Here is a 19,703-nt window from a genome sequence, read left to right on the forward strand (position 1 = left end):
TCGTTCTTGGGGAGAGTCTGGAATGCAATCGAAATTTGTGTGGGCTTTATCGACGACCGCATTGGTCGCCATCGGCGCGTCAGCTGTCGTCACCGCCGGCCATGCGCAAACAGCACCCGGGACGGTGCTGCCTGGCGTGACAGTGGATGCACCAGCGCCGCGGCGTGCTGCAACGACCGCGAGACCTCGGTCGCGCGATGCGCAAGGCCCGCAAAGCACAGCAAATCGTCGCCCGGCAACGCCGCCTGCGCCCGCGGCGGTACCGGCGCCCATGCTCGAGCGCGCCGATGGTCCGGTCTCCGGCAATGTCGCCACCCGTAGCGCGACCGGCAGCAAGACCAATGCGGCGATCATCGAGATTCCGCAGACCGTCAATGTGGTCACCGCCGACCAGATGCGCTCGCAGGGTGCGCTCAGCGTCAGCGAGGCACTGCGCTATACGCCGGGCGTCACCGTCGAGCCCTATGGCGCGTCGGGCGTCTATGACGTGTTCACGCTGATCCGTGGTTTCCGCGCCGATCTCTATCTCGACGGGTTGAAACTGCCGAAAGGCGTGGTCGACGGCCTGTCGAGCTCGGTTGTCGATCCCTGGATGCTGGAGCGCGTCGAGGTGCTGAAGGGACCGGCGTCGGGGCTGTATGGCGCGGGTTCGCCGGGTGGCATCATCAATATGGTGAGCAAGCAGCCGACGACGGAGCCGATCCGCGAAGTCGAATTGCAGGGCGGCAATTTCGGCCGCGTGCAGGGGGCGTTCGATCTCGGCGGTCCCATCGATGCGCAGAAGGAATTTCTGTATCGCGTCACCGGCGTGGTCGGCCGCGCCGATGCGCAGACCGATTTCACCAATAACGAGTATTACTGGGTCGCGCCGTCGCTCACCTGGCGGCCGAGCATGGATACCAAGTTCACGATCAGTGGCGGCTACAAGCATGACGAGGGCGTGTGGTCGTTCTTCAACTATCTGCCGGCGCAAGGCACCATCACGCCGATCAACGGTCGCAAGATCTCGACCGATCTCTTCACGGGCGAGCCGAGCTTCGATCGCCGCCGCTCCGACCAGGGCTGGATCGGCTATCATGTCGAGCACCGCCTGAACGACACCGTGACCCTGACGCAGAACCTGCGTTTCAACAGTTCCGAAAGCCACATTCGCGCGGCCGCCACCGGCCGCTTTCCGCCCGATGTGGATGGCAGCCTGACGCGACTGCCGATCGATGTGGCGTCCAACACCACGACCTTTGCGATCGACAACCGGGCGACCCTGAATTTCACCACCGGACCGCTGCAGCATGACGTGGCGGTCGGCATCGACTATCTGCGCGAGGACATCGACTACAAATTCAAGGCGAGCTTCGACACGCTGCCGCTCAATCCGTTCGCGCCGGTCTATGGATTGCCGGTCAGCACGCCGGACATGTTCGTGCAGAATTTCGCCTCGACGCTGGACCAGGTCGGCATCTATGCGCAGGATCGCATCCGGCTTGGCGGCTGGCTGCTGACGCTGGGCGGCCGGTTCGACAGCGCGACGTCGCAGATGCGCGATCGCGGCGATGGCACCACCGATCCGGTCCGGACCACGCAGAATGATACGGCTTTCACCGGCCGCGCGGGGCTGACCTATCTGTTCGATAATGGCGTCGCGCCCTATGTGAGCTATTCGACCTCGTTCCAGCCGGAAAGCGGCATCGACGGCGTCACCGGTGTCGCATTCCGGCCGAGCACCGGCCAGCAGATCGAGGGCGGCATCAAATATCAGCCCTTTGGCACCAAGACGATGCTGACCGCGGCCGTGTTCGACCTCACGCAGCAGAACCGGCTGACCACGGACACCAGTTTCCTGCAGCGGCAGATCGGCGAAGTGAATGTCCGCGGTGCCGAATTCGAGGCGAAGACGGAGATCGCGAAGAATCTCGATCTGATCGCATCCTATGCCTATCTCGAACCCTATATCACGCAGAGCGCAAATCCTGCCGAAGTCGGCTTCCGGCTGAGCACGATCCCGACCCATCAGGCCGCGATCTGGACGAACTATCTGTTCGACGGCGGCGCGCTGGCGGGCCTCAGCCTCGGCGGCGGCGTGCGTTACAATGGCAATACGACAGATACGGCCAATGTGGTGCCGGTACCGTCCTATACGCTGGTGGATGCCCGCATCGGTTATGATTTCGGCTATCGGACACCGCAGCTCAAGGGCGTTCGGTTGGCGCTCAATGTCAGCAACCTGTTCGACAAGACCTATGTCAGCCAGTGCGATGGCGAGCTGATGTGCACCTATGGTTCGCGGCGTCGGCTGCTGGCGACGCTGAGCTATCGCTGGTAGGACCGTCAGATGGCAAGAGAGAGGCGGTTAAAGCGCCCGCGCGGTATTGCCCTTGAACAGGATCGGCCCCGTCGGCCGGCCGATGGGTGAGCCGCCTTCCGGCTCCAGGGTGATCTCGAACAGCTGGTCCACCACTGTCTCTGGAAGCGTATCGAGGTCGAGTTGCAGTGTGCGCGACTGGCCGGTCAGCCCGATGGACTTTGGTCCGATCGCACGATCCCACAAGGTCCAGACCTGCAGCGTGCGGCCGGCGGGGACCTCGATGTTCTGCAGCGGGATCAGTTCGACACGGCCGTTGGAGAAAGCATTGACGATGGCGCCGGCCTCCTTGGTCGTGTCATTGACCAGCACGGCGACATAGACGGGCTTGCTCTGCGCCAGCGCGATCAGTTCGTTGCGGAGCTGCCGCGAGGTGCCGAGCGCGCCGATCAGGATCACGGCGAGCAGCAAAGCGGCGAAGGCGCTGCCGATGCCGGCGCCGCGCCAGAAGCGGATATTGTGCCACAGCGTGGCGCCACCAAGCGCGGCACGCGCGCCGGGCAGCGGGATGGCGGGTTTCACTTTGGTGGAGTCGGCGATGCGGCCCCACAGGTCCGAGCTTGGTTCGAGTGCCTCGGCTGTTGCGTCGAGATCGGAAAGGCGCTCGCGCCAGACATTTACGGCTTTGGCAAAGACGATGTCCGTCGTCATGCGCTGCTCGGCGGTGGCGAGCTCGGCGCCTTCCAGCAGGCCCATCACATAATCGGCAGCGAGATCGTCGTCGGGGCGCGCGGTGTCGTCGTGCATGCTCATCCCATGCACTCCTGCAGGGAGAACAGGCTGCGGCGCACCCAGCTCTTCACGGTGCCGAGTGGCACCTTCAATCGCCCGGCGAGTTCGCCATGGCTCATGCCATGTGCATAGGCCAGCACCACGACGTCGCGTCGCGGCCGGTCGATGCGTTCGAGGCATTTGCGCAATGCGGATGTCTCCGGCATCTGCGTCATGGTCGCCTCGCAATCGATATCGAGGGCGCTTTCGTCCGAGGCATCATAGCGATGTTCGTTGCGGTGGATGCTGAGCGCGCGGTTGCGCACCACCGCATAGAGCCAGCCGCGCGCCGCGCCGCGATGCGGATCGAACGAGGCAGCGCTGCGCCAGATCCGCACGAAGGCGTCGTGAACGGCTTCTTCGGCCAGATCCTGCCGGAACAGGATGCGCCGGGCGACGCCGATCATCCTTGGCGCTTCGCTGGCATAGATCATCTGCAAGGCGGCCCGATCGCCTGCGGCGCAGCGCGCCAGCGCGGCGGCGAGCTGCGCTTCGCGTGCGAACGCATCGTTCGCCTCGTCGCGCGGCACCTCGGTGATGGCTGCAGTCCCGGTCATGTTCATGCTCTTGCATAGTCACTCTACCGTGGCTGTGCGGCATTTGGATGCACCGGTCCCGGATTTATTCGCAAAAATTATTTTCGGGCGCGTGCATCCGTTTGGCCGGTGCCGCCGGTAGTCCTTGTATCGGTCCCACCGGGATCGCGGAAACACAGGGAACACGACATGACATTTCGTTCGCTTTTCGCCGCCTCCGCCGCATTGCTGATGACCACCGCCGCCGCCAATGCCGCGCAGGTGGCTGCCCTTGTCGGTGGCGACACCATCGCCACGGTCGATACCGCGCAGAAGAAGGCCACGGGGTCCGTCAAGGTCACCGGTATTTCCGGCGCACTGGTCGGCATCGATGTGCGTCCGGCCGATGGCCTGCTCTATGGCCTCGTCGATGACGGCACCGTGGTCACCATCGCCAAGGACGGCAAGGCGACCATGAAATCCAAGCTCGAAACCACGCTGGCCAAGGGCGTCACCGCCACCGTCGATTTCAACCCGGTCGCCGATCGTCTGCGCGTGATGGGCTCGGATGGTGTAAGCCTGCGCGCCAATGTGGATGACGGCAAGGTCACCAAGGATGGCGATCACAAATATGCGGAGACCGACATGTACAAGGGCGAGAAGCCGAATGTCATCGCCGGTGCCTACACCAATTCGGTGAAGGGCACCAAGGAGACCGCGCTGTTCAATATCGACGGCACCATCGGCGCGCTGGTCAAGCAGGCACCGCCGAATGACGGCATTCTCGGTGCTGTCGGCAAACTCGGCATCAAGCCGACGGCAGCCGCTTTCGACATCTGGTCGGATGGCACCAAGAACGAAGCCTGGCTGATGTCCGGCGATACGCTGTATTCCGTCGATCTGGCCACCGGCAAGGCGACTGAAGCTGCGAAGATTGCGGGTGTCACCGGCAAGGTGACCGATATCGCGATCCTGGGCATGTAACCGCCAATCGAGCTCTCCATGACAAAGAATGCCGCGCGAAGTTCTGCGCGGCATTCGCTCGTTGCAGGGCGGCCCTGCATGGGGTGGCAGCCCCGCGATTGACTTGCATCAGCGTTCTGGCGAACGTGTCCCATCCGCATCGCCAGCGGGACGTCAATCCTATTGATGAGCAGGACCGCCGCATGATCGATCTCTACTATTGGAGCACGCCGAACGGTCACAAGATCACAATCTTTCTCGAAGAGACGGGGCTGCCCTACAAGATCGTGCCGGTGCAGATCGGCAAGGGTGAACAGTTCAAGCCGGAATTTCTGGCGATCGCGCCGAACAACCGCATTCCGGCACTGGTCGATCATGAGCCGAAGGGCGGCAGCAAGCCGATCTCGATGTTCGAATCCGGTGCAATGCTGGTCTATCTTGCCGAGAAGACCGGCCAGTTCCTGTCCGCCGATCTCTATGCGCGCTATGACGCCATCCAGTGGGTGTTCTGGCAGATGGGCGGTCTCGGGCCGATGGCCGGGCAGAACCATCACTTCCGCAATTATGCGCAGGAGAAGATCACCTACGCGATCGATCGCTATGTGAACGAAACCAACCGCCTCTATGGCGTGCTCAACAAGCGCCTCGCCGATCGCGATTTCATCGCGGGGGAGTATTCGATCGCGGATATGGCGAGCTATCCGTGGATCGTGCCCTTCAAGAACCAGGGGCAGGATATCGACGATTTCCCGCATCTGAAGCACTGGCTGGAGCGCATCGCCCAGCGGCCGGCTGTGCAACGCGCTTATGCGCTGGCGAAAGAGGTCAATCCGAATTTCGGACAGCCGCCGGTCAGGACCGACGAGGAACGCAAGATCCTGTTCGGGCAGACGTCGAGCGTGGTGAAGAGCTGAGAGATCGCGGCCCATCATCGCTGCGTAAAGATGGCTAAGGCTTCGGAGGACATCAATGGCCCTGCAACTGTTCGAACTCGTCGGGACCGAGGACGATCGTCCCTTCAGCCCCTATTGCTGGCGGACGCGGATGGCGCTCGCGCATAAGGGGCTTGAGGCGACGTCGATTCCGTGGCGCTTCACCGAGAAGGACGCACTCGCTCGGCATCAATCGGAGAAGGTCCCCGTTCTGATCGACGGTGAGCGTGCGGTAAACGACTCTTGGATGATCGCCGCCTATCTCGAGGATGCCTATCCGGATCGTCCGTCGCTGTTCGGGGGTGACGGTGGCCGGGCGATGGGCCGGATGATCAATTGGTGGGGCGATGCCGTGGTCATTCCAGGTCTGGTCCCGCTCATCATTACGGACATTCACGCCCATCTGCGGCCGGCCGATCAGGCCTATTTCCGGCAATCGCGGGAAGCGCGTTTCAAGAAGACGCTGGAAGAGGTCGCAGCCACGCGCGAGCAGGATGTATTGACATTCCGCAAGTCGCTCGATCCGCTCCGTCTGACGCTGCGATCGCAGCCCTTCATCGGCGGCGAGCAGCCGAACTATGCCGATTACATCGTGTTCGGGCCATTTCAATGGGCTCGCGCGATTTCCAGGTTCCCATTGCTGCAGTCGGACGATCCCGTTTACGCCTGGCGCGAAAAGTTGCTCGATGCATTTAATGGCATGGCGCGGAAGTCGGCAGGTTACAACGTATAGGCTCAAAGCAGCGCTGCAGAGTGCATCGGTTGTTTTTTCGCGGGGGCAGTTGAACTAAATTACCGCTGAAATTCACGCGATTCTATTCGGCAGGATGCCATGACTTCTCAACCCATCGTCGATAGCGACGCCCTGATGTTCGACCTCGCCCCGGTCTCGCTATGGATCGAGGACTTCAGCGACGTGAAGGCGTTGTTCGAGCAGTGGCAGAATCAGGGCGTCGATGACATCGAGACATTCCTGCTCGCCAATCCCGAGCGGGTGCGGCAGTGCTCGCAATCGATCCGCATCCTCAAGGTCAACCAGAAGACGCTGTCGCTGTTCGGCGCACGCGATCTCAATCACCTGATGGTCAGCCTCAGCCTGGTGATGCGCGACGACACGTTCAAGAGCCATGTCTCCGAGCTGTCGCAGCTCTGGAGCGGCAAGACCTCGTTCTCCAGCCACACCGTGAACTACACGCTGCAGGGCGAGCGTCTCGACGTGCAGCTGCATGGTCGCGTGTTGCCGGGCTACGAAGACAGCTGGAAGCGCGTGATGATCTCCATCGAGGATGTCACCGAGCGCGAAAGCGCGCGGCGTCGCCTGGCGGTGAGCGAGAATTACGCGTTCGGCCTGTTCGCGCATTCGCCGGTGTCGCTGTGGGTCGAGGATTTCGGCGGCGTGAAGCGCCTGATCGACGAGGTGCGTGCGCAGGGCGTCGAGGATTTTCGCGTGTTCACCGATGTGCATGCGGAATTCGTCGAGCGATGCATGAGCGAAATCCGCGTGCTTGACGTCAATGCCCGCACGCTCGACCTGTTCGGCGCGCCGGACAAGCAGACGCTGTTGCTCAGCCTGTCCGATATCTTCCGCGATGAAATGGGACCGCATTTCCGCGAACAGCTCATCGATCTCTGGGAGGGGCGCCTGTTCCAGCAGCGCGAGGTCGTGAACTACGCGCTGGACGGCACCAAGCTGCATCTGCTGCTGCAATTTTCCGTGTTGCCCGGCCATGAGCGGGACTGGTCGCAGGTGCAGGTGGCGCTCACCGACATCACCGCGCGCAAGAAAGCCGAGGCCTATCTCGAATTCCTCGGCACCCATGACGTCCTGACGCGGATCTATAATCGCGCCTTCTTCGTCGATGAGCTCAATCGCATGGAGCGACGCCGCAAGAGCTCGCATCCCGTCACCATCATCATTGCCGATCTCAACGGGTTGAAGGCGGCCAATGATCAGAGGGGGCACAATGCCGGAGATGCGCTGCTGCGGCGCGCGGGCGAAGTGTTCACCTCGCTGGTGGAGAAGCCGGCGACGGTCGCCCGCGTCGGTGGCGACGAATTTGCCGTGATCCTGCCGCTCACCGATGCCACGGGTGGCGATACGGTGCTGGCGACGCTGGCGGAACTGATCGAGCTCAACAACCAGTATTACACGGACACGGCGCTCACGATGTCGGTGGGCATCGCCACCAGCGCCGACGATGAAAAACTGGAAGAGGTCGTGAAGCGCGCCGACATCCAGATGCTGCATGCCAAGCGTGGCTATTACGAGCAGCCCGGCCGCGATCGCCGCAGCCGCACCTCGCGCAATCTGTAGCTTTGTCTTTTGAGCATGATCTGATCCGAAAACCGGAAGCCACTTTTCGGGATCATGCTCTGTCAGACGGCGCGGCTATGCACCGCCGTCGATCGCGCCAGATGGGCATCGAAAGCGGATGCCACGCTGCGGACGAGGAATTCGGCGCCGCTGCTGACTGACAGCCGGTCGTCGAGAAGCATCACAGCGCCGTCCGCCACGAGCCTGTCGATCCGCGCGCGATCGATGATCGCCGAATGTGGATCCTTGCCGTGCAAACGGGAGACCTGCGGCAGATCCACCGCCATGTCGCACATGACGCGCTCGATGAGATCGGCGCGGAAGCGATCGTCTTTCGTCAGGAGGTAGCCTTTCACTGTTGAAAGCCGGCCTTCGGCAATGCGCGCGAGATAATCCCGCACCGGCACCGCATTCTGCACGAATCCGTCAGGCATGCGTCCGATGGCGCTGGCGCCGAGACCGATCAGTATGTTGGCGCTATCGTCGGTATAGCCCTGGAAATTGCGATGCAGACGTCCAGCCTGCTGGGCGATGGCAAGATTGTCTTCGGGCAATGCGAAGTGATCGAGGCCGATGCGCATATAGCCGGCATCGATCAGGGCTTCGGCAATGGCTTCGGATTGCAGGTGTCGCTCGGGACTATCAGGCAGCGTGTCGTCCGCGATCTTGCGCTGATGCTTCTTGAAGGAGGGGATATGCGCATAGCCAAACACCGAGAGGCGATCGGGCCGCAGCGCGATGCATTTGGCAACCGTGTCGAGGCATGAGTCCACGGTCTGCAGCGGCAGGCCGTAGAGCAGATCGAAGTTGATCCTGCCCATGCCGGCATCGCGCAGCGATTGGACGGCGGCGGCGGTCTGTTCAAAACTCTGCAAGCGGTTGATGGCGCGCTGCACGGCGGGATCAAAGCTCTGTATGCCCAGGCTGGCGCGGTTGACACCGCACTGTCCGAGCGCCTCGGTCATGTCAGCGGTGAGCGTGCGCGGATCGATCTCGACGGCGATCTCGGCGTCGGGCTGCACGGCATAGGAAAAACGCAGCGCGCCCATGAGATCAATGAAGGATCGCGGCGACATGATCGTCGGCGTGCCGCCGCCAAAGGCGATATGCGAGATCGGCTGCCGATGGCCGATGGTCTGTGCCACGATCTCGGCCTCGCGGCGCAAAGCGGCCGTGTAGATGGCGATCGGCTCGTCGCGCTTGGTGAGCGATGTGTGGCAGCCGCAATACCAGCACATGGCGCGGCAGAACGGGACATGCGCGTAAAGCGACGCCGGCTGCGAGGCCGGCAGTGCCGCCAGCCAGTTTGCGTAATGCGCCTCTGTGATCGACGGGGAGAAATGCGGCGCTGTTGGATAGCTCGTATAGCGCGGCAGCCGGTCCTGCCCGTAGGCTTTCGCCCAGTCTGATCGCATGGTGTTCGTCCTCTTGCTGAGGACAGCCTAGAACCGGTCGAAGGACGGGGCTTTGCGATATCTCAATTGCTCAGCCTGATGCCTATCCCTGTCGGCCCCGCATATGCGCCTCGATCGCCAGTTCAGGAGTGCCGAAGCGGGCACGATAGACCTGCAGGTTTTCCAGCACGCGTTGCACGTAATTGCGTGTTTCCGCATAAGGAATGCGCTCGACCCAATCGACGACATCGACATTGGGCCGACGCGGATCGCCGTAACGCTCGATCCACTGTCGCACGCGGCCGCGGCCGGCGTTGTAGCCGACGAAGGCGAGCACATGATTGCCGTCATAGTCGCTGAGCAGGTTGGCGATTTCCGCCGAGCCGAGTTGCAGATTATAGGCGGGATCGTTGTGCAGGCGGTCATTGCTGAAGGTGAAGCCCATGCGCCGCGCCAGCGTCTGGCCGGCGGCGGGTGTCACCTGCATATAGCCGGTGGCCAGCGCGCCGGAGGTGATGCGCGGATTGAAGGCGCTCTCGGTGCGGCTGATGGCATAGACCAGGCTTTTGTCGGTCTTTGCGCCGATCGGGGCAAAATCGGGCAGGCCGGTGGCGGGAAACGCGTAGCTGTCGAAAGCGAGCCCACGATTGAGCGCGGCGCGGCCGACGGACAGCATGGCGCCGGGATCACGGTGCTTTCGCGCGGAATCGCCCACCATGGCCAGCAAGGCGATGTCGTTGCTGCGCTGAAGATCGCCAACGAAGGGCACGACGAGGCGGCGGTTGCCGGACGCATAGAGAAGCTCGACGGCGCGCAAGAGCTCGCGACTGGCAGGCGTGGCGGGCTGAGACTGAGTGATCGTCGGCGGGCTGCGCAGCCGGGTATGGCGGCAACCGATCCTCGCACAAGCGAGCTGGCCGTAATAGGTGGTGCCGTGCTGGGCGGCGAGGGCGTAGTGCTGCTGCGCAGACGCGCGATTGCGGCCGGTGTCAGCAGCGCGGCCGAGCCAGTATTGCGCTCGTGCGAGCGCGGTGGGGCCGCTTGTGAGCGCCGGGATCTCGTTGAAGTGACGCGTCGCCGTCTGGTGATCGCGCAGGAAGCGCAGCGCGATCCAGCCCGCCATGAAAGCGCGATCGACGCGATAGGTTTCCTTCTCGGGTGCTGCATCATGCGCCAGGCGATAAGCGAGCTTCGCCTTGCCATCGTCCAGCAGCGAGCGCACGAGCGCGCGGCGTTCGACCCACCAGATGTCCGGGCTGTTGATCACGCTCTGATCGCGCGGCGCCGACAGCATGAGCTGCGCCGCCTCGCTGTCACGGCCGCTGCGGCGCAGCCACTGGATACGGGTGAACTGATAGGCGGCATCGCTGCGGACATTGGCGGGTACGGCGGTGAGCAGCGCGGCGGCGTTGGGCTTCTTGCCGATCACCGCGGCACGTGCCGACACGATGGCGACAGCGCCAGGACCGAGATGTTTTGCGGCGCGCATCGCGGTGCCGAAGTCATTGGCATAGAGCCGGCTATGCATGCGGGCAGCGTGATCAGCCTGAGTCAGCCGCGATCCGAACAGTTTCAGCACCTCGGCTTCAGTGCTGGTGGAGAAACCCTCGCTGCGCCAGGCCAGGCTCGCATGGCGCACGGCTCGGGCATCGCCGAGCGATGCAAGTGCGCGGGCCATGGCCAGTTGTCCAAGCGCGGTGCGTGGTTCGCGCCCGCTGAAGAAGGTGCGCACGGTGGTCGCGTCTGAACGCTCGATCCACAGCCGCGCTTCGGCGCGCCGCTGCATCAATGTCATGCCGGGCCAAACCGGATTGGCGTGGATGAAATTGGCGTAGCGCGAGAATTCGGTGCCGCCATCGGCGCGCAGGATCACCCATTCCGCCAGCTTGCGGCCGAGCGGATCGCGGATGTGGTCGCGCGCCGTCGTCGCCGCATCGAGCTTGCCGGCATTGGCGAGGCGCGTCGCTTCCGACACGGCTTTCAGATCGTCGCGCGACAGCAGATGTTGTGTGGCATGCGAGGTGCGCGCATCGGCGGCGAGGAAGATGCCGACAGCGATGGTCGCGAGAAGCGCGCGGCGAATGGAGACAGGCAGATTGATCACAGGGCTTTCCGATGCAGGCGGATGACATCCGCACGTCTGGCTTTCGCTCAACCTCGACGGAAAACCTTCATGAAATGCAAAGCATCCGACGCCGCAATGTCAGCCAAGATGGGGGATTTGTAATGTTGCGTCGTGGTTGGAAGATATGGCCGCGCGGCGCGTCATGACACGCAACATTTTGCGGTGGTCCCTGCGCGCGCAGCGTCGATATGTCCGATCACGGACGAGGCTGGATCACGCCGATGTGGCGCGCGCATGCGCGGCCGCGGCCTTGCGCAGGCAGTCGCGGCACAGGCAATCGCCGCCGGTGGTCGGCATCGGCAGTTTCGCTGGCTCTTCGGCACACCAGCAATTGCCGGAGAGGTCGCAGCCGAATTCGGTGCCGCAGGCCGAGCAGGTCAGGCTGCGGCTCAGCGCGGCATCGCCGGGCAAGCTGTCGGTTCCTGTCCGATTTGTCATGCAAACGGCCTCAATTTCCGTGCGATCTTCATGTGGCATTCATGTGCCGGAACCGCATATCCGGATCAGACCATCGCCGCCACGCCTGCATCATAGGGCGGCGATGCGCGAAGGAAACCCCGATGGCTCGCGACCCGCGAGGCGCGTTGATTGCGCTTAATCGTTTCGGCTTCGGCGCCCGTGGCGGGGCATCGGGCGATATCGTCAATGCCGCGTCCGATCCGCGCGGTTATGTGAAGGCGGAACTGGCGCGCCCGCAAGCCGCGATGCTGGAACTGCCGGGGCTGCAGGCCACGCCGGAACTGGCCCAGGCGATGTTTGCCTATCAACTGGAAGTGCGCACGGCGCGGGAAGCGGCTGCCAAGGCGGCTCCCGTCGAGGCGGAGAAGAAACCGGAAGCGCCGGCGATGACCGGCAACACGACCATGACGGTGCAGCCCGATGCGCCAAAGCCTCCGCCGGCACCGATGCCGCAGAATGTGGTGCAGAAGACGTATCGTGCCGAGGCGCTGGCCCGCATCCAGCGCGCAACGATTGCGGAAGGCGGCTTCGTCGAACGGCTCGTGGTGTTCTGGTCGAACCACTTCTGCATCTCGGCGAGCAAGGGCGAGCCGGCGCGGATGTGGGCGGGCTCGTTCGAGCGCGAGGCGATCCGGCCGCATGTGCTCGGCAAATTCGCCGATATGCTGCGTGCGGTGGAGCAGCATCCGGCGATGCTGTTCTTTCTCGACAACCAGCAATCCATCGGCCCGAATTCGCGCGCCGGCCAGAACCAGAAGCGCGGCCTCAATGAAAACCTCGCCCGCGAGATCATGGAGCTGCACACGCTGGGTGTCGGCGGCGGCTATACGCAGACCGATGTGACGTCGCTGGCGCGTATCATCACGGGGTGGACATATGTGGGCCGCGAAGGCCGTCTTGGTGCGCCCGGTACGTTTGCTTTCAATGCCAATGCTCATGAGCCGGGCGCGCAGCAATTGCTGGGCAAGACCTATGACGACACTGGCGTTGCGCAGGGCGAGTCGGCGCTTGCCGATATCGCGCGGCATCCATCGACGGCAAAATTCATCGCGCTCAAACTGGCGCAGCATTTCGTGGCGGATGCGCCGCCGCCTGCGCTCGTGGCGCGGCTGGAAAGCGTGTTCAGGAAGACCGATGGTGATCTGAAAGCGGTGGTTTTGGCTCTGCTGGACTCGAATGAGGCCTGGCAGGCGCCGGTCACGAAGCTGCGCACGCCCTATGAATATCTCATTGCCACCGGGCGATTGCTGGCGCGTATTCCCGAGGATCCCAATCGCTACTTTGCCGGCCTGCAGGCGCTGGGTCAGCCGCTGTGGACGCCGGCGGGGCCGAATGGTTTCCCGGACAGCAATGCCGCATGGGCCGTGCCGGAAGGCATGAAACTGCGGCTCGATCTGGCGGCACAGGTGTCGTCGCGGATTCCCGACAGCATGGATCCACGCGAATTGCTCGAGATCGTCGCAGGCGACGCGGCCTCCACCGAGACGCGCCAGACCGTCGCGCGCGCGGAGACGCGGCAGCAGGCGCTGGCGCTGTTGTTGATGTCGCCGGAATTCCAGAGGAGATGACGATGGAATGTTGTGAAAGCCGGACGCTTGCGCCGACGCGTCGCTCGTTGCTGCTCTCCGGCGCGGCCTTTGCGGCCTGGGCTTACTTGCCGAAATTCGCACGCGCGGCCGATGCGCGCGATCCACGGCTGATCGTTGTGATCCTGCGCGGCGCGCTGGATGGGCTCGCAACGGTCGCGCCCTTGGGCGATCCTGATTATGCGGGGCTGCACGGATCGATCGCGTTGCAGAAGGATGGCCAGAACGCCGCCATCGGGCTCGATGGTTTCTTCGGTCTGCATCCGGCGATGCCGGAATTTGCGCGGATGTATCGCGACAAGCAGGCGGTCATCGTGCATGCGGTGGCGACCTCCTATCGCGAGCGCTCGCATTTCGACGGGCAGGATGTGCTCGAAAGCGGCTATCCCGGTCCTGGTCGCGTGCAGTCCGGCTGGCTCAACCGCGCCATCGAGGCGCTGCCGCGTGGTGAACGCGTGACTTCCGGTCTCGCAGTCGGGCCGGCCACGCCGCTGGTGCTGCGCGGCGCGGCGCCGACGGTGGGCTGGTCGCCGGTCAATCTGCCCAATGCGGCGGATGATACGGCGATGCGGCTGCTGCAGCTCTATGGCGATCGCGACCCCGCTTTGGCTGCGGCACTGTCGCAGGGCTTGAAGCTCGACAAGCTTGCGGTTGGCACCGACATGAAGCCGAAGGGCGGCAACGGTGTCGATGCCATGAAGCAGGTGGCGCGCGGTGCTGCGAAGCTGATGGCGGCCGATGACGGACCGCGCGTGGCGGCTTTGGCCTTCGACGGCTGGGATACGCATGCGCAGGAGGGCGGGCCGGTCGGGCGCCTCGCGCAATTGCTGGGTGGGCTCGATGCGGCGCTGGCGGAATTCCAGAGCGGGTTAGGTGCGCATTGGCGCGATGCGGTGGTGGTGGTCGCGACGGAGTTCGGGCGGACCGCAAAGATCAACGGCACCGCCGGCACCGATCACGGCACGGGCACGATCGCGCTGCTGGCCGGTGGTGCTGTGAAGGGCGGGCGTGTGATTGCGGATTGGCCGGGGCTGGCGAATGGCCGACTGCATGATGGCCGCGACCTGGCAGCGACGACAGATTTACGCGGGGTGCTGAAAGGCGTGCTGCACGATCATCTCGGTCTTGGTGAGCGCGTGCTGGCGGAACGGGTGTTTCCGGATAGCGCGCTGGTGAAGCCGGTGAAGGGACTGGTCGGGTAGCCACCGGCCTCTCCCCGTCATTGCGAGGAGCGAAGCGACGCGGCAATCCAGTCTTTGGCAAAGAGCTGGATTGCTTCGCTTCGCTCGCAATGACGGCTAGCCCAACGTGATCTTGTCGATCTCCGCCATATCTTCCGCACTCAGCGTCCAGCTCGCCGCTTTCACATTCTGCTCGATCTGCTCCACCCGCGTTGCACCGGCAATGACGCTGGAGACCTGCGGCCGTGCGGCGAGCCAGGAGAAGGCGAGCTCCAGCAGCGTGTGGCCACGCTCCTGCGCGAAGGCGTCGAGCTTCACCGCCATCGCCTCGTTGCGCGGCGTTGCCGAGCGGTCACGCAGTGCCGGTGCCTTGGCGAAGCGGCTGTCGGCGGGTGGCTCGACGCCGGGCTTGTATTTGCCGGTGAGCAGGCCGTTGGCGAGCGGGAAGAACGGCAGCAGGCCGAGATTGTATTGCTGAGCTGCGGGCAGCAGGTCTTTCTCGATGCCGCGGACGACGAGGCTGTATTCGTCCTGGCTCGACACGAAGGACACGGTGCCGAGTTGCCGCGCGGTGAATTCGGCTTCGGCGATGCGCCAGGCCGGGAAATTTGAATGGCCGATATAGCGGACCTTGCCTTGGCGGACGAGGTCGTCGAGGGCGCGGAGCGTTTCCTCGATGGGCGTGCGGTCGTCGAAATCGTGCTGCTGATAAAGATCGATGTAATCGGTCTTCAGCCGCTTCAGGCTGGCTTCCACGGCGTCGACAATGTAGCGGCGCGAGGCGCCCTGTTTGGTGCCGTCAGTGCTCATGGGCTTGGCGTATTTGGTCGCCAGCACGATGTCCTTGCGACGGTCGCCCAGCACTTCACCGAGCACGGTCTCGGAGCCGCCCATGCCGGCATAGATGTCGGCGGTGTCGAACAGCGTGATGCCGAGATCAATCGCCTTGTGGATCACCTTGCGTGACGTTTCCAGATCCGTTCGCTGGCCAAAATTGTTGCAGCCGAGGCCGACGGCCGAGACGCGCAGGCCGGAGCGGCCGAGATTGCGGATTTCCATGGGAGTGCCCTGTGAACGAAGCGAGGGCGCGGACTATTGCGCGACATGGGCGATGCTGCAAGGCAGGTCGCAGCCGTAGGGCGGATCAGGCGAAGCCGTCATCCGCCGCGGAGTTTCTGCTATGAAGTCGGCCGGCGGATTGCGCTTCGCTAATCCGCCCTACGGCAATCACGCGATTGCCGGCGCCGCTTCTGCAACCGGTTCGGCCGCGGGCTGCACCGCTTTCTTCGGCGGGCCAGCGCGCAGCGCGGCCGTGGTCATTTGGCGCACGGCAGTCTCGGCGTGGCGTGCGATCTGCTTGCGGTCCGTGGTCATGTCGTAAGCCACCGCATCGCCCCAGGTGACGGTGACGTCGATGGCGCCGGAGGTGAGGATGCCGATCAGATGCGGCACCAGCTCGACATCGCCATACCAGGCGACACGCTGATTCAGCGCACGGCCCACGGGCAGGCCACCGAAGCCGACATAGGCGATGGACATCGGCTGCACCATGACCTTGTCGTCATGGGTGGATTCGCCAAGCGCGTGATGCACCGAGCCGACCAGCGCCGAGCGGAATGGCAGCACGCGGATGCCGTCGCTCGACGTGCCTTCGGCGAACAGCACCACGGCATCACCGGACACCATGCGGTCGCCGATCTCGCGCGCGGTGGCGCCGGTGGTCTGGCGGCGTTCGCGTTCGACGAAGATCGTGCGCTGCATCTTCGCCAGCCAGCCGAACAGCGGCCATTTGGCCACCTCGCTCTTGGCGACGAACACCACCGGTGTCCTGGCGCCGATGACGAGGATGTCGAGCCAGGAGGCGTGATTGGAGAGGATCAGCAGCGGCGCGGTCTTGCTGCGGGTGCCGACCTCATGGATGCGGATGCCGATCACCGCGCAGAGCACGGTGTGGAAAATATGCGGGATGACCTGCTGCAGGCGCCAGCGAAAGGCGATGCAGGCGAGCTGCAGCGGCGCCAGCACCAGGATCATCGTGAGCATCGAGACGGCGACGGCGACGAGACGGATCATGGGGCTCTTATACCGATGCGGACGCCGCAGGTAAAATCGGCAAAAAGAAGCGGTCCCGGTCAGCGCGGCAACTGACGGAGACCGCTGGGAAACAGCCTGTCGGCGACGGGGGGAAGCGACCGGCTGCAGGGAAAACCTAGCTGCGCCGGGTGACATCGCCATGACAGCGTTAACTATCCACAGGCTGCAACTTGGGCTAGGCCCCAGATTTACTCCGCCGCGTCTAATCGGCTGTCGAACACATCGCCGCCGCGCAGCGCGAGATAGTAGTCGCGGTCGGTCCTGGCGTCGTTATGGCGGATCAGGTCGGTGACCGGTGTGTAGCTCAGCATCCGCCCGCCATCGGGGAGCACGGTGCAGCTCAGGCGCAGCACGCGGCCGCTGGCAAGGCGCAGCGTTTCCGGGGCCGGATTGCCGCCGCGGATCTGCTCGATGCGGCGGGCGATGAAGTGATCGACCTCATCATCGGGGATCGTGTAAGCGCGCGTATCGCGCGCATGATACATCAAGGCGATCAGCGGCGGCTTGCTGTCGGCCTTGGCGTCGGGGAGCCCGAAATAATCGCGGAAAGCGCGGTTGATGAATTCGGCGCGGGTGTCGGCATTGAGCAGCACGATGCCGATATCGATGCGATCGAGGGCGGCGGTGAGGCGTTCGGCGGTGGCGTGTTGTTCAGCTGCGCGTTGGCGGGCCGCATGGCGCTTGCGATGCAGGCGGACGCCGAGCGTGATCCCCAGGGCCGCGATCACGATGATTGCGGTCTCTATTCCCGGATCGAGAAACATGCGCCAGTCGATCTGCATCGGGCTCACCCGTGTCCGTACAGAGGTATTAATCGCACAGTGACGCGTGGTTGCGTCTTGGCCCACAGTTTCCCGGTGCCATCGCTAAAGCGGTGTGGATGGCGGTGGCGGCATTTTCCCAATGTTCGGTTCAAATGCTATCGAAGCCGTGGGAACCGGCAGCGGCCGCCGGATGTTAGCGCCGCGCTTTGACAGGGATAATCACCGGATGCCGACTTTCATTTCGCCGCTGCTGCTGCCGATCCTGATGCTGCTGGCCTCGAACATCTTCATGACCTTCGCCTGGTATGGCCATCTGAAATTCAAGGAAGCATCGCTGCCGCTCATTATCATGATCAGCTGGGGCATCGCTTTCTTCGAATACTGGCTGGCGGTGCCGGCCAATCGCTGGGGCAGCGAGGTCTATAACGCCGCGCAGCTGAAGACGATGCAGGAGGTGATCACGCTGATCGTGTTTGCCGCGTTCTCGGTGCTGTATCTGAAGGAGCCGCTGGGGTGGAATCACGCGCTGGGCTTCGCGTTCATCGCGCTCGGGGCGTTTTTTATTTTTCACAAGTGGTGAGCTGTTGTAGCGTTCCGTATGTCGTCGCCCGGCTTGACCGGGCGATCCAGTAGACACAAGTGGGCATGATGATCACTCTTGCCAGTGTTTACTGGGTTACCCGCTTTCGCGGGTAACGACAGGACGAGCGGTGTCACTTCCCCGCTGGCGTAATCCGCAGCAGGCGACCCGCTGAACTATCTGTCAGCAGCCATAGCGCGCCATCCGGTCCTTGCCGGACATCGCGAATGCGCTCGTTTAGATTCTGCAGGATGCGCTCCTCTGACGTCACCGCATTGCCATTTAGTTGCAGCCGTACCAGGAACTGTCCTGCAAGGGCGCCGGTGAACAGGCTGCCGCGCCAGCGGGGAAACAGGTCGCCATTGTAGAAAGCCATGCCGGACGGCGCGATCGATGGCACCCAGTTCTTGATCGGCTGCTCCATGCCGGGCTTCGATGTGCTCTCGTGCAGTTTGGCGCCAGAATAGTCGATGCCGTAGCCGATCACCGGCCAGCCGTAATTCTTGCCCTTGCCGATGATGTTGACCTCGTCGCCGCCGCGCGGGCCGTGTTCGATTTCCCAAAGCTCGCTAGTCGCGGGATTGATAGCAAGGCTCTGCGGATTGCGGTGGCCGTAGCTCCAGATCTCCGGCTTGGCATCGCTGCGGCCGACGAACGGATTGTCCGGCGGCGTCGCGCCATCGGTGGTGATGCGGACGATCTTGCCGAGATGATTGGCGAGATTCTGTGCTTCATTGCGGCCGCTATAGTGCTCGCCGAGCGTGACAAAGAGATTGGTGTCGGCGGCCTGCACGATACGGCAGCCATAATGGTTACCAGTCGAGAGCGGGCCGTCCTGACGGAAGATCACTTTCAGATCGTCGAGCCGGGGTGCGGCGCCATCGACGAGTTTCGCGCGCGCCACAGCAGTGCGGCCGCCATTGCCGGCGCGTTCCGAGTAGCAGAAATAGATCGTGTTGTTCTGGGCAAAGCCCTTGTCGGTGATGACGTCGAGCAGGCCGCCCTGGCCGGTGGCCATGACGTCGGGCACGCTCTTCACAGCGGTCGACAATTGTCCCTGCGGGGAAACCACGCGCATGCGGCCCGGTCGCTCGGTAACCAAAATGCGGCCTTCGGGCAGGAAGGCGAGCGCCCATGGATAGGACAGGCCGGAGGCAGCCGTCTGCACGTCCAGCCGGCCGGCCGACGAGCCGAACGAGGTCGGTTCGCCGCGGCTGGTGGTGGCGATCAAAAATGTCGTCGTCACCACGATTGCAATCATCAGCGAGGTCGTGACCCAAACCACCGGCCGTTTCATCGGGCACTCTTCATCACACGGGCTCCATCACGGAGGCGTCGTTACGGTTTATGCTGCGATGCGTAACGGCATCGCGATGTGCTTTTGTGCTTGTTGCGACCGTCAGAGCGGCATCGCGGATACGCCGCGGGTCGATAGCATCGTGAGAGCGAGAATGACGCAAAGTGACAGGCAGCCGACCGCCAGCGATGCCGCGACGGCATTGATCAACCTGACAGATGCAACGGGCGCGGGGCGCACCTGAAAACCAACAACCCCGCGAAGCGACCGGATCATGGCCGTAAATCCTTCAAATCGCGAACGAATCATCCGCGTACTAAAATTTACTGCGGCGACGGGCGAGATTGCGGCGCGAAATGGGGCAACTGT

At 63.5% G+C, this 19,703-nt stretch carries 18 protein-coding genes; 8 read left to right on the forward strand and 10 right to left on the reverse strand.

What is annotated here, in order from left to right:
• The first annotated feature begins 22 nt into the window (after positions 1-22).
• Positions 23-2,320 carry a TonB-dependent siderophore receptor gene (locus AC1RQ5_RS08720; protein ID WP_493198270.1) on the forward strand — a complete coding sequence of 766 codons (2,298 nt, stop codon included), beginning with the start codon at positions 23-25 and terminating at the stop codon, positions 2,318-2,320.
• Positions 2,321-2,347: 27 nt separating this feature from the next.
• On the opposite strand, the gene AC1RQ5_RS08725 is transcribed toward AC1RQ5_RS08720, so the two are convergent.
• Both AC1RQ5_RS08725 and AC1RQ5_RS08730 read right to left on the reverse strand, forming a co-directional pair.
• Positions 2,348-3,112, reverse strand: a complete 765-nt coding sequence (locus AC1RQ5_RS08725) for an anti-sigma factor (RefSeq protein ID WP_493198272.1) — start codon at positions 3,110-3,112, stop codon at positions 2,348-2,350.
• Positions 3,109-3,687, reverse strand: coding sequence for a sigma-70 family RNA polymerase sigma factor (locus AC1RQ5_RS08730; RefSeq protein WP_398479737.1), 579 nt, complete (start codon positions 3,685-3,687; stop codon positions 3,109-3,111). The genes AC1RQ5_RS08725 and AC1RQ5_RS08730 overlap by 4 nt, the downstream gene beginning before the upstream one ends.
• Positions 3,688-3,855: 168 nt before the next feature.
• Between AC1RQ5_RS08730 and AC1RQ5_RS08735 the strand changes: the two genes are divergently transcribed.
• The 4 genes from AC1RQ5_RS08735 (at position 3,856) to AC1RQ5_RS08750 (ending at position 7,854) form a co-directional block, all read left to right on the forward strand.
• Positions 3,856-4,629 carry a DUF4394 domain-containing protein gene (locus AC1RQ5_RS08735; protein ID WP_493198275.1) on the forward strand — a complete coding sequence of 258 codons (774 nt, stop codon included), beginning with the start codon at positions 3,856-3,858 and terminating at the stop codon, positions 4,627-4,629.
• Positions 4,630-4,811: 182 nt separating this feature from the next.
• Positions 4,812-5,522: a glutathione S-transferase N-terminal domain-containing protein gene (locus AC1RQ5_RS08740; protein WP_398479741.1), complete on the forward strand. Its 711-nt coding sequence runs from the start codon at positions 4,812-4,814 to the stop codon at positions 5,520-5,522.
• Positions 5,523-5,577: 55 nt separating this feature from the next.
• Positions 5,578-6,273, forward strand: coding sequence for a glutathione S-transferase family protein (locus tag AC1RQ5_RS08745; RefSeq protein WP_493198277.1), 696 nt, complete (start codon positions 5,578-5,580; stop codon positions 6,271-6,273).
• A gap of 99 nt (positions 6,274-6,372) precedes the next feature.
• Complete coding sequence (locus AC1RQ5_RS08750) at positions 6,373-7,854, forward strand: sensor domain-containing diguanylate cyclase (protein WP_398479745.1); 1,482 nt, start codon at positions 6,373-6,375, stop codon at positions 7,852-7,854.
• Positions 7,855-7,916: 62 nt separating this feature from the next.
• Here AC1RQ5_RS08750 and hemN read toward each other — a convergent pair whose 3' ends face one another.
• The 3 genes from hemN to AC1RQ5_RS08765 all read right to left on the reverse strand — a co-directional run bounded on the left by hemN (position 7,917) and on the right by AC1RQ5_RS08765 (position 11,811).
• Positions 7,917-9,269 (reverse strand): oxygen-independent coproporphyrinogen III oxidase, encoded by a 1,353-nt coding sequence (hemN, locus tag AC1RQ5_RS08755; protein ID WP_493198280.1) that lies wholly within the window; start codon positions 9,267-9,269, stop codon positions 7,917-7,919.
• An 82-nt stretch (positions 9,270-9,351) separates the two neighbouring features.
• Positions 9,352-11,352, reverse strand: a complete 2,001-nt coding sequence (locus tag AC1RQ5_RS08760) for a lytic transglycosylase domain-containing protein (RefSeq protein WP_493198282.1) — start codon at positions 11,350-11,352, stop codon at positions 9,352-9,354.
• A gap of 234 nt (positions 11,353-11,586) precedes the next feature.
• Entirely contained in the window at positions 11,587-11,811 is a 225-nt protein-coding gene (locus AC1RQ5_RS08765; RefSeq protein WP_493198284.1) for a cysteine-rich CWC family protein, read from the reverse strand.
• 122 nt (positions 11,812-11,933) lie between these two features.
• Between AC1RQ5_RS08765 and AC1RQ5_RS08770 the strand changes: the two genes are divergently transcribed.
• Complete coding sequence (locus AC1RQ5_RS08770) at positions 11,934-13,400, forward strand: DUF1800 domain-containing protein (RefSeq protein WP_493198286.1); 1,467 nt, start codon at positions 11,934-11,936, stop codon at positions 13,398-13,400.
• Positions 13,397-14,620: a DUF1501 domain-containing protein gene (locus AC1RQ5_RS08775; RefSeq protein WP_493198288.1), complete on the forward strand. Its 1,224-nt coding sequence runs from the start codon at positions 13,397-13,399 to the stop codon at positions 14,618-14,620. The genes AC1RQ5_RS08770 and AC1RQ5_RS08775 overlap by 4 nt, the downstream gene beginning before the upstream one ends.
• Positions 14,621-14,716: 96 nt before the next feature.
• Here AC1RQ5_RS08775 and AC1RQ5_RS08780 read toward each other — a convergent pair whose 3' ends face one another.
• From AC1RQ5_RS08780 to AC1RQ5_RS08790, 3 genes are all read right to left on the reverse strand, one after another.
• On the reverse strand, positions 14,717-15,658 hold the full coding sequence (locus AC1RQ5_RS08780) for an aldo/keto reductase (RefSeq protein WP_493198290.1): 942 nt from the start codon (positions 15,656-15,658) through the stop codon (positions 14,717-14,719).
• A 168-nt stretch (positions 15,659-15,826) separates the two neighbouring features.
• The gene (gene olsA / locus AC1RQ5_RS08785) at positions 15,827-16,672 is read right to left on the reverse strand and encodes a lyso-ornithine lipid O-acyltransferase (RefSeq protein WP_493198292.1); all 846 of its coding nucleotides are present in this window, start codon (positions 16,670-16,672) and stop codon (positions 15,827-15,829) included.
• 209 nt (positions 16,673-16,881) lie between these two features.
• A complete protein-coding gene (locus tag AC1RQ5_RS08790) occupies positions 16,882-17,475 on the reverse strand; it encodes a PAS-domain containing protein (protein ID WP_493198294.1) in 594 nt (197 codons plus the stop codon).
• A gap of 208 nt (positions 17,476-17,683) precedes the next feature.
• On the opposite strand from AC1RQ5_RS08790, the gene AC1RQ5_RS08795 reads away from it, so the two are divergent.
• Positions 17,684-18,037 carry a DMT family protein gene (locus tag AC1RQ5_RS08795; RefSeq protein ID WP_398479763.1) on the forward strand — a complete coding sequence of 118 codons (354 nt, stop codon included), beginning with the start codon at positions 17,684-17,686 and terminating at the stop codon, positions 18,035-18,037.
• Positions 18,038-18,170: 133 nt separating this feature from the next.
• On the opposite strand, the gene AC1RQ5_RS08800 is transcribed toward AC1RQ5_RS08795, so the two are convergent.
• Positions 18,171-19,334, reverse strand: coding sequence for a PQQ-dependent sugar dehydrogenase (locus tag AC1RQ5_RS08800; protein ID WP_493198296.1), 1,164 nt, complete (start codon positions 19,332-19,334; stop codon positions 18,171-18,173).
• Between the two features lie 102 nt (positions 19,335-19,436).
• Entirely contained in the window at positions 19,437-19,610 is a 174-nt protein-coding gene (locus AC1RQ5_RS08805) for a hypothetical protein (RefSeq protein WP_493198298.1), read from the reverse strand.
• Positions 19,611-19,703: the final 93 nt, after the last annotated feature.

The organism is Tardiphaga sp. GW821-FHT12E02, from assembly GCF_058807155.1.

Bases quoted from the DNA above. Each gene is read 5' to 3' on its own strand.
- AC1RQ5_RS08720 (WP_493198270.1), top strand. From the start codon at position 23: ATGCAATCGAAATTTGTGTGGGCTTTATCGACGACCGCATTGGTCGCC.
- AC1RQ5_RS08725 (WP_493198272.1), bottom strand. From the start codon at position 3,112: ATGAGCATGCACGACGACACCGCGCGCCCCGACGACGATCTCGCTGCC.
- AC1RQ5_RS08730 (WP_398479737.1), bottom strand. From the start codon at position 3,687: ATGACCGGGACTGCAGCCATCACCGAGGTGCCGCGCGACGAGGCGAAC.
- AC1RQ5_RS08735 (WP_493198275.1), top strand. From the start codon at position 3,856: ATGACATTTCGTTCGCTTTTCGCCGCCTCCGCCGCATTGCTGATGACC.
- AC1RQ5_RS08740 (WP_398479741.1), top strand. From the start codon at position 4,812: ATGATCGATCTCTACTATTGGAGCACGCCGAACGGTCACAAGATCACA.
- AC1RQ5_RS08745 (WP_493198277.1), top strand. From the start codon at position 5,578: ATGGCCCTGCAACTGTTCGAACTCGTCGGGACCGAGGACGATCGTCCC.
- AC1RQ5_RS08750 (WP_398479745.1), top strand. From the start codon at position 6,373: ATGACTTCTCAACCCATCGTCGATAGCGACGCCCTGATGTTCGACCTC.
- hemN (WP_493198280.1), bottom strand. From the start codon at position 9,269: ATGCGATCAGACTGGGCGAAAGCCTACGGGCAGGACCGGCTGCCGCGC.
- AC1RQ5_RS08765 (WP_493198284.1), bottom strand. From the start codon at position 11,811: ATGACAAATCGGACAGGAACCGACAGCTTGCCCGGCGATGCCGCGCTG.
- AC1RQ5_RS08770 (WP_493198286.1), top strand. From the start codon at position 11,934: ATGGCTCGCGACCCGCGAGGCGCGTTGATTGCGCTTAATCGTTTCGGC.
- AC1RQ5_RS08775 (WP_493198288.1), top strand. From the start codon at position 13,397: ATGACGATGGAATGTTGTGAAAGCCGGACGCTTGCGCCGACGCGTCGC.
- AC1RQ5_RS08780 (WP_493198290.1), bottom strand. From the start codon at position 15,658: ATGGAAATCCGCAATCTCGGCCGCTCCGGCCTGCGCGTCTCGGCCGTC.
- olsA (WP_493198292.1), bottom strand. From the start codon at position 16,672: ATGATCCGTCTCGTCGCCGTCGCCGTCTCGATGCTCACGATGATCCTG.
- AC1RQ5_RS08790 (WP_493198294.1), bottom strand. From the start codon at position 17,475: ATGCAGATCGACTGGCGCATGTTTCTCGATCCGGGAATAGAGACCGCA.
- AC1RQ5_RS08795 (WP_398479763.1), top strand. From the start codon at position 17,684: ATGCCGACTTTCATTTCGCCGCTGCTGCTGCCGATCCTGATGCTGCTG.
- AC1RQ5_RS08800 (WP_493198296.1), bottom strand. From the start codon at position 19,334: ATGAAACGGCCGGTGGTTTGGGTCACGACCTCGCTGATGATTGCAATC.
- AC1RQ5_RS08805 (WP_493198298.1), bottom strand. From the start codon at position 19,610: ATGATCCGGTCGCTTCGCGGGGTTGTTGGTTTTCAGGTGCGCCCCGCG.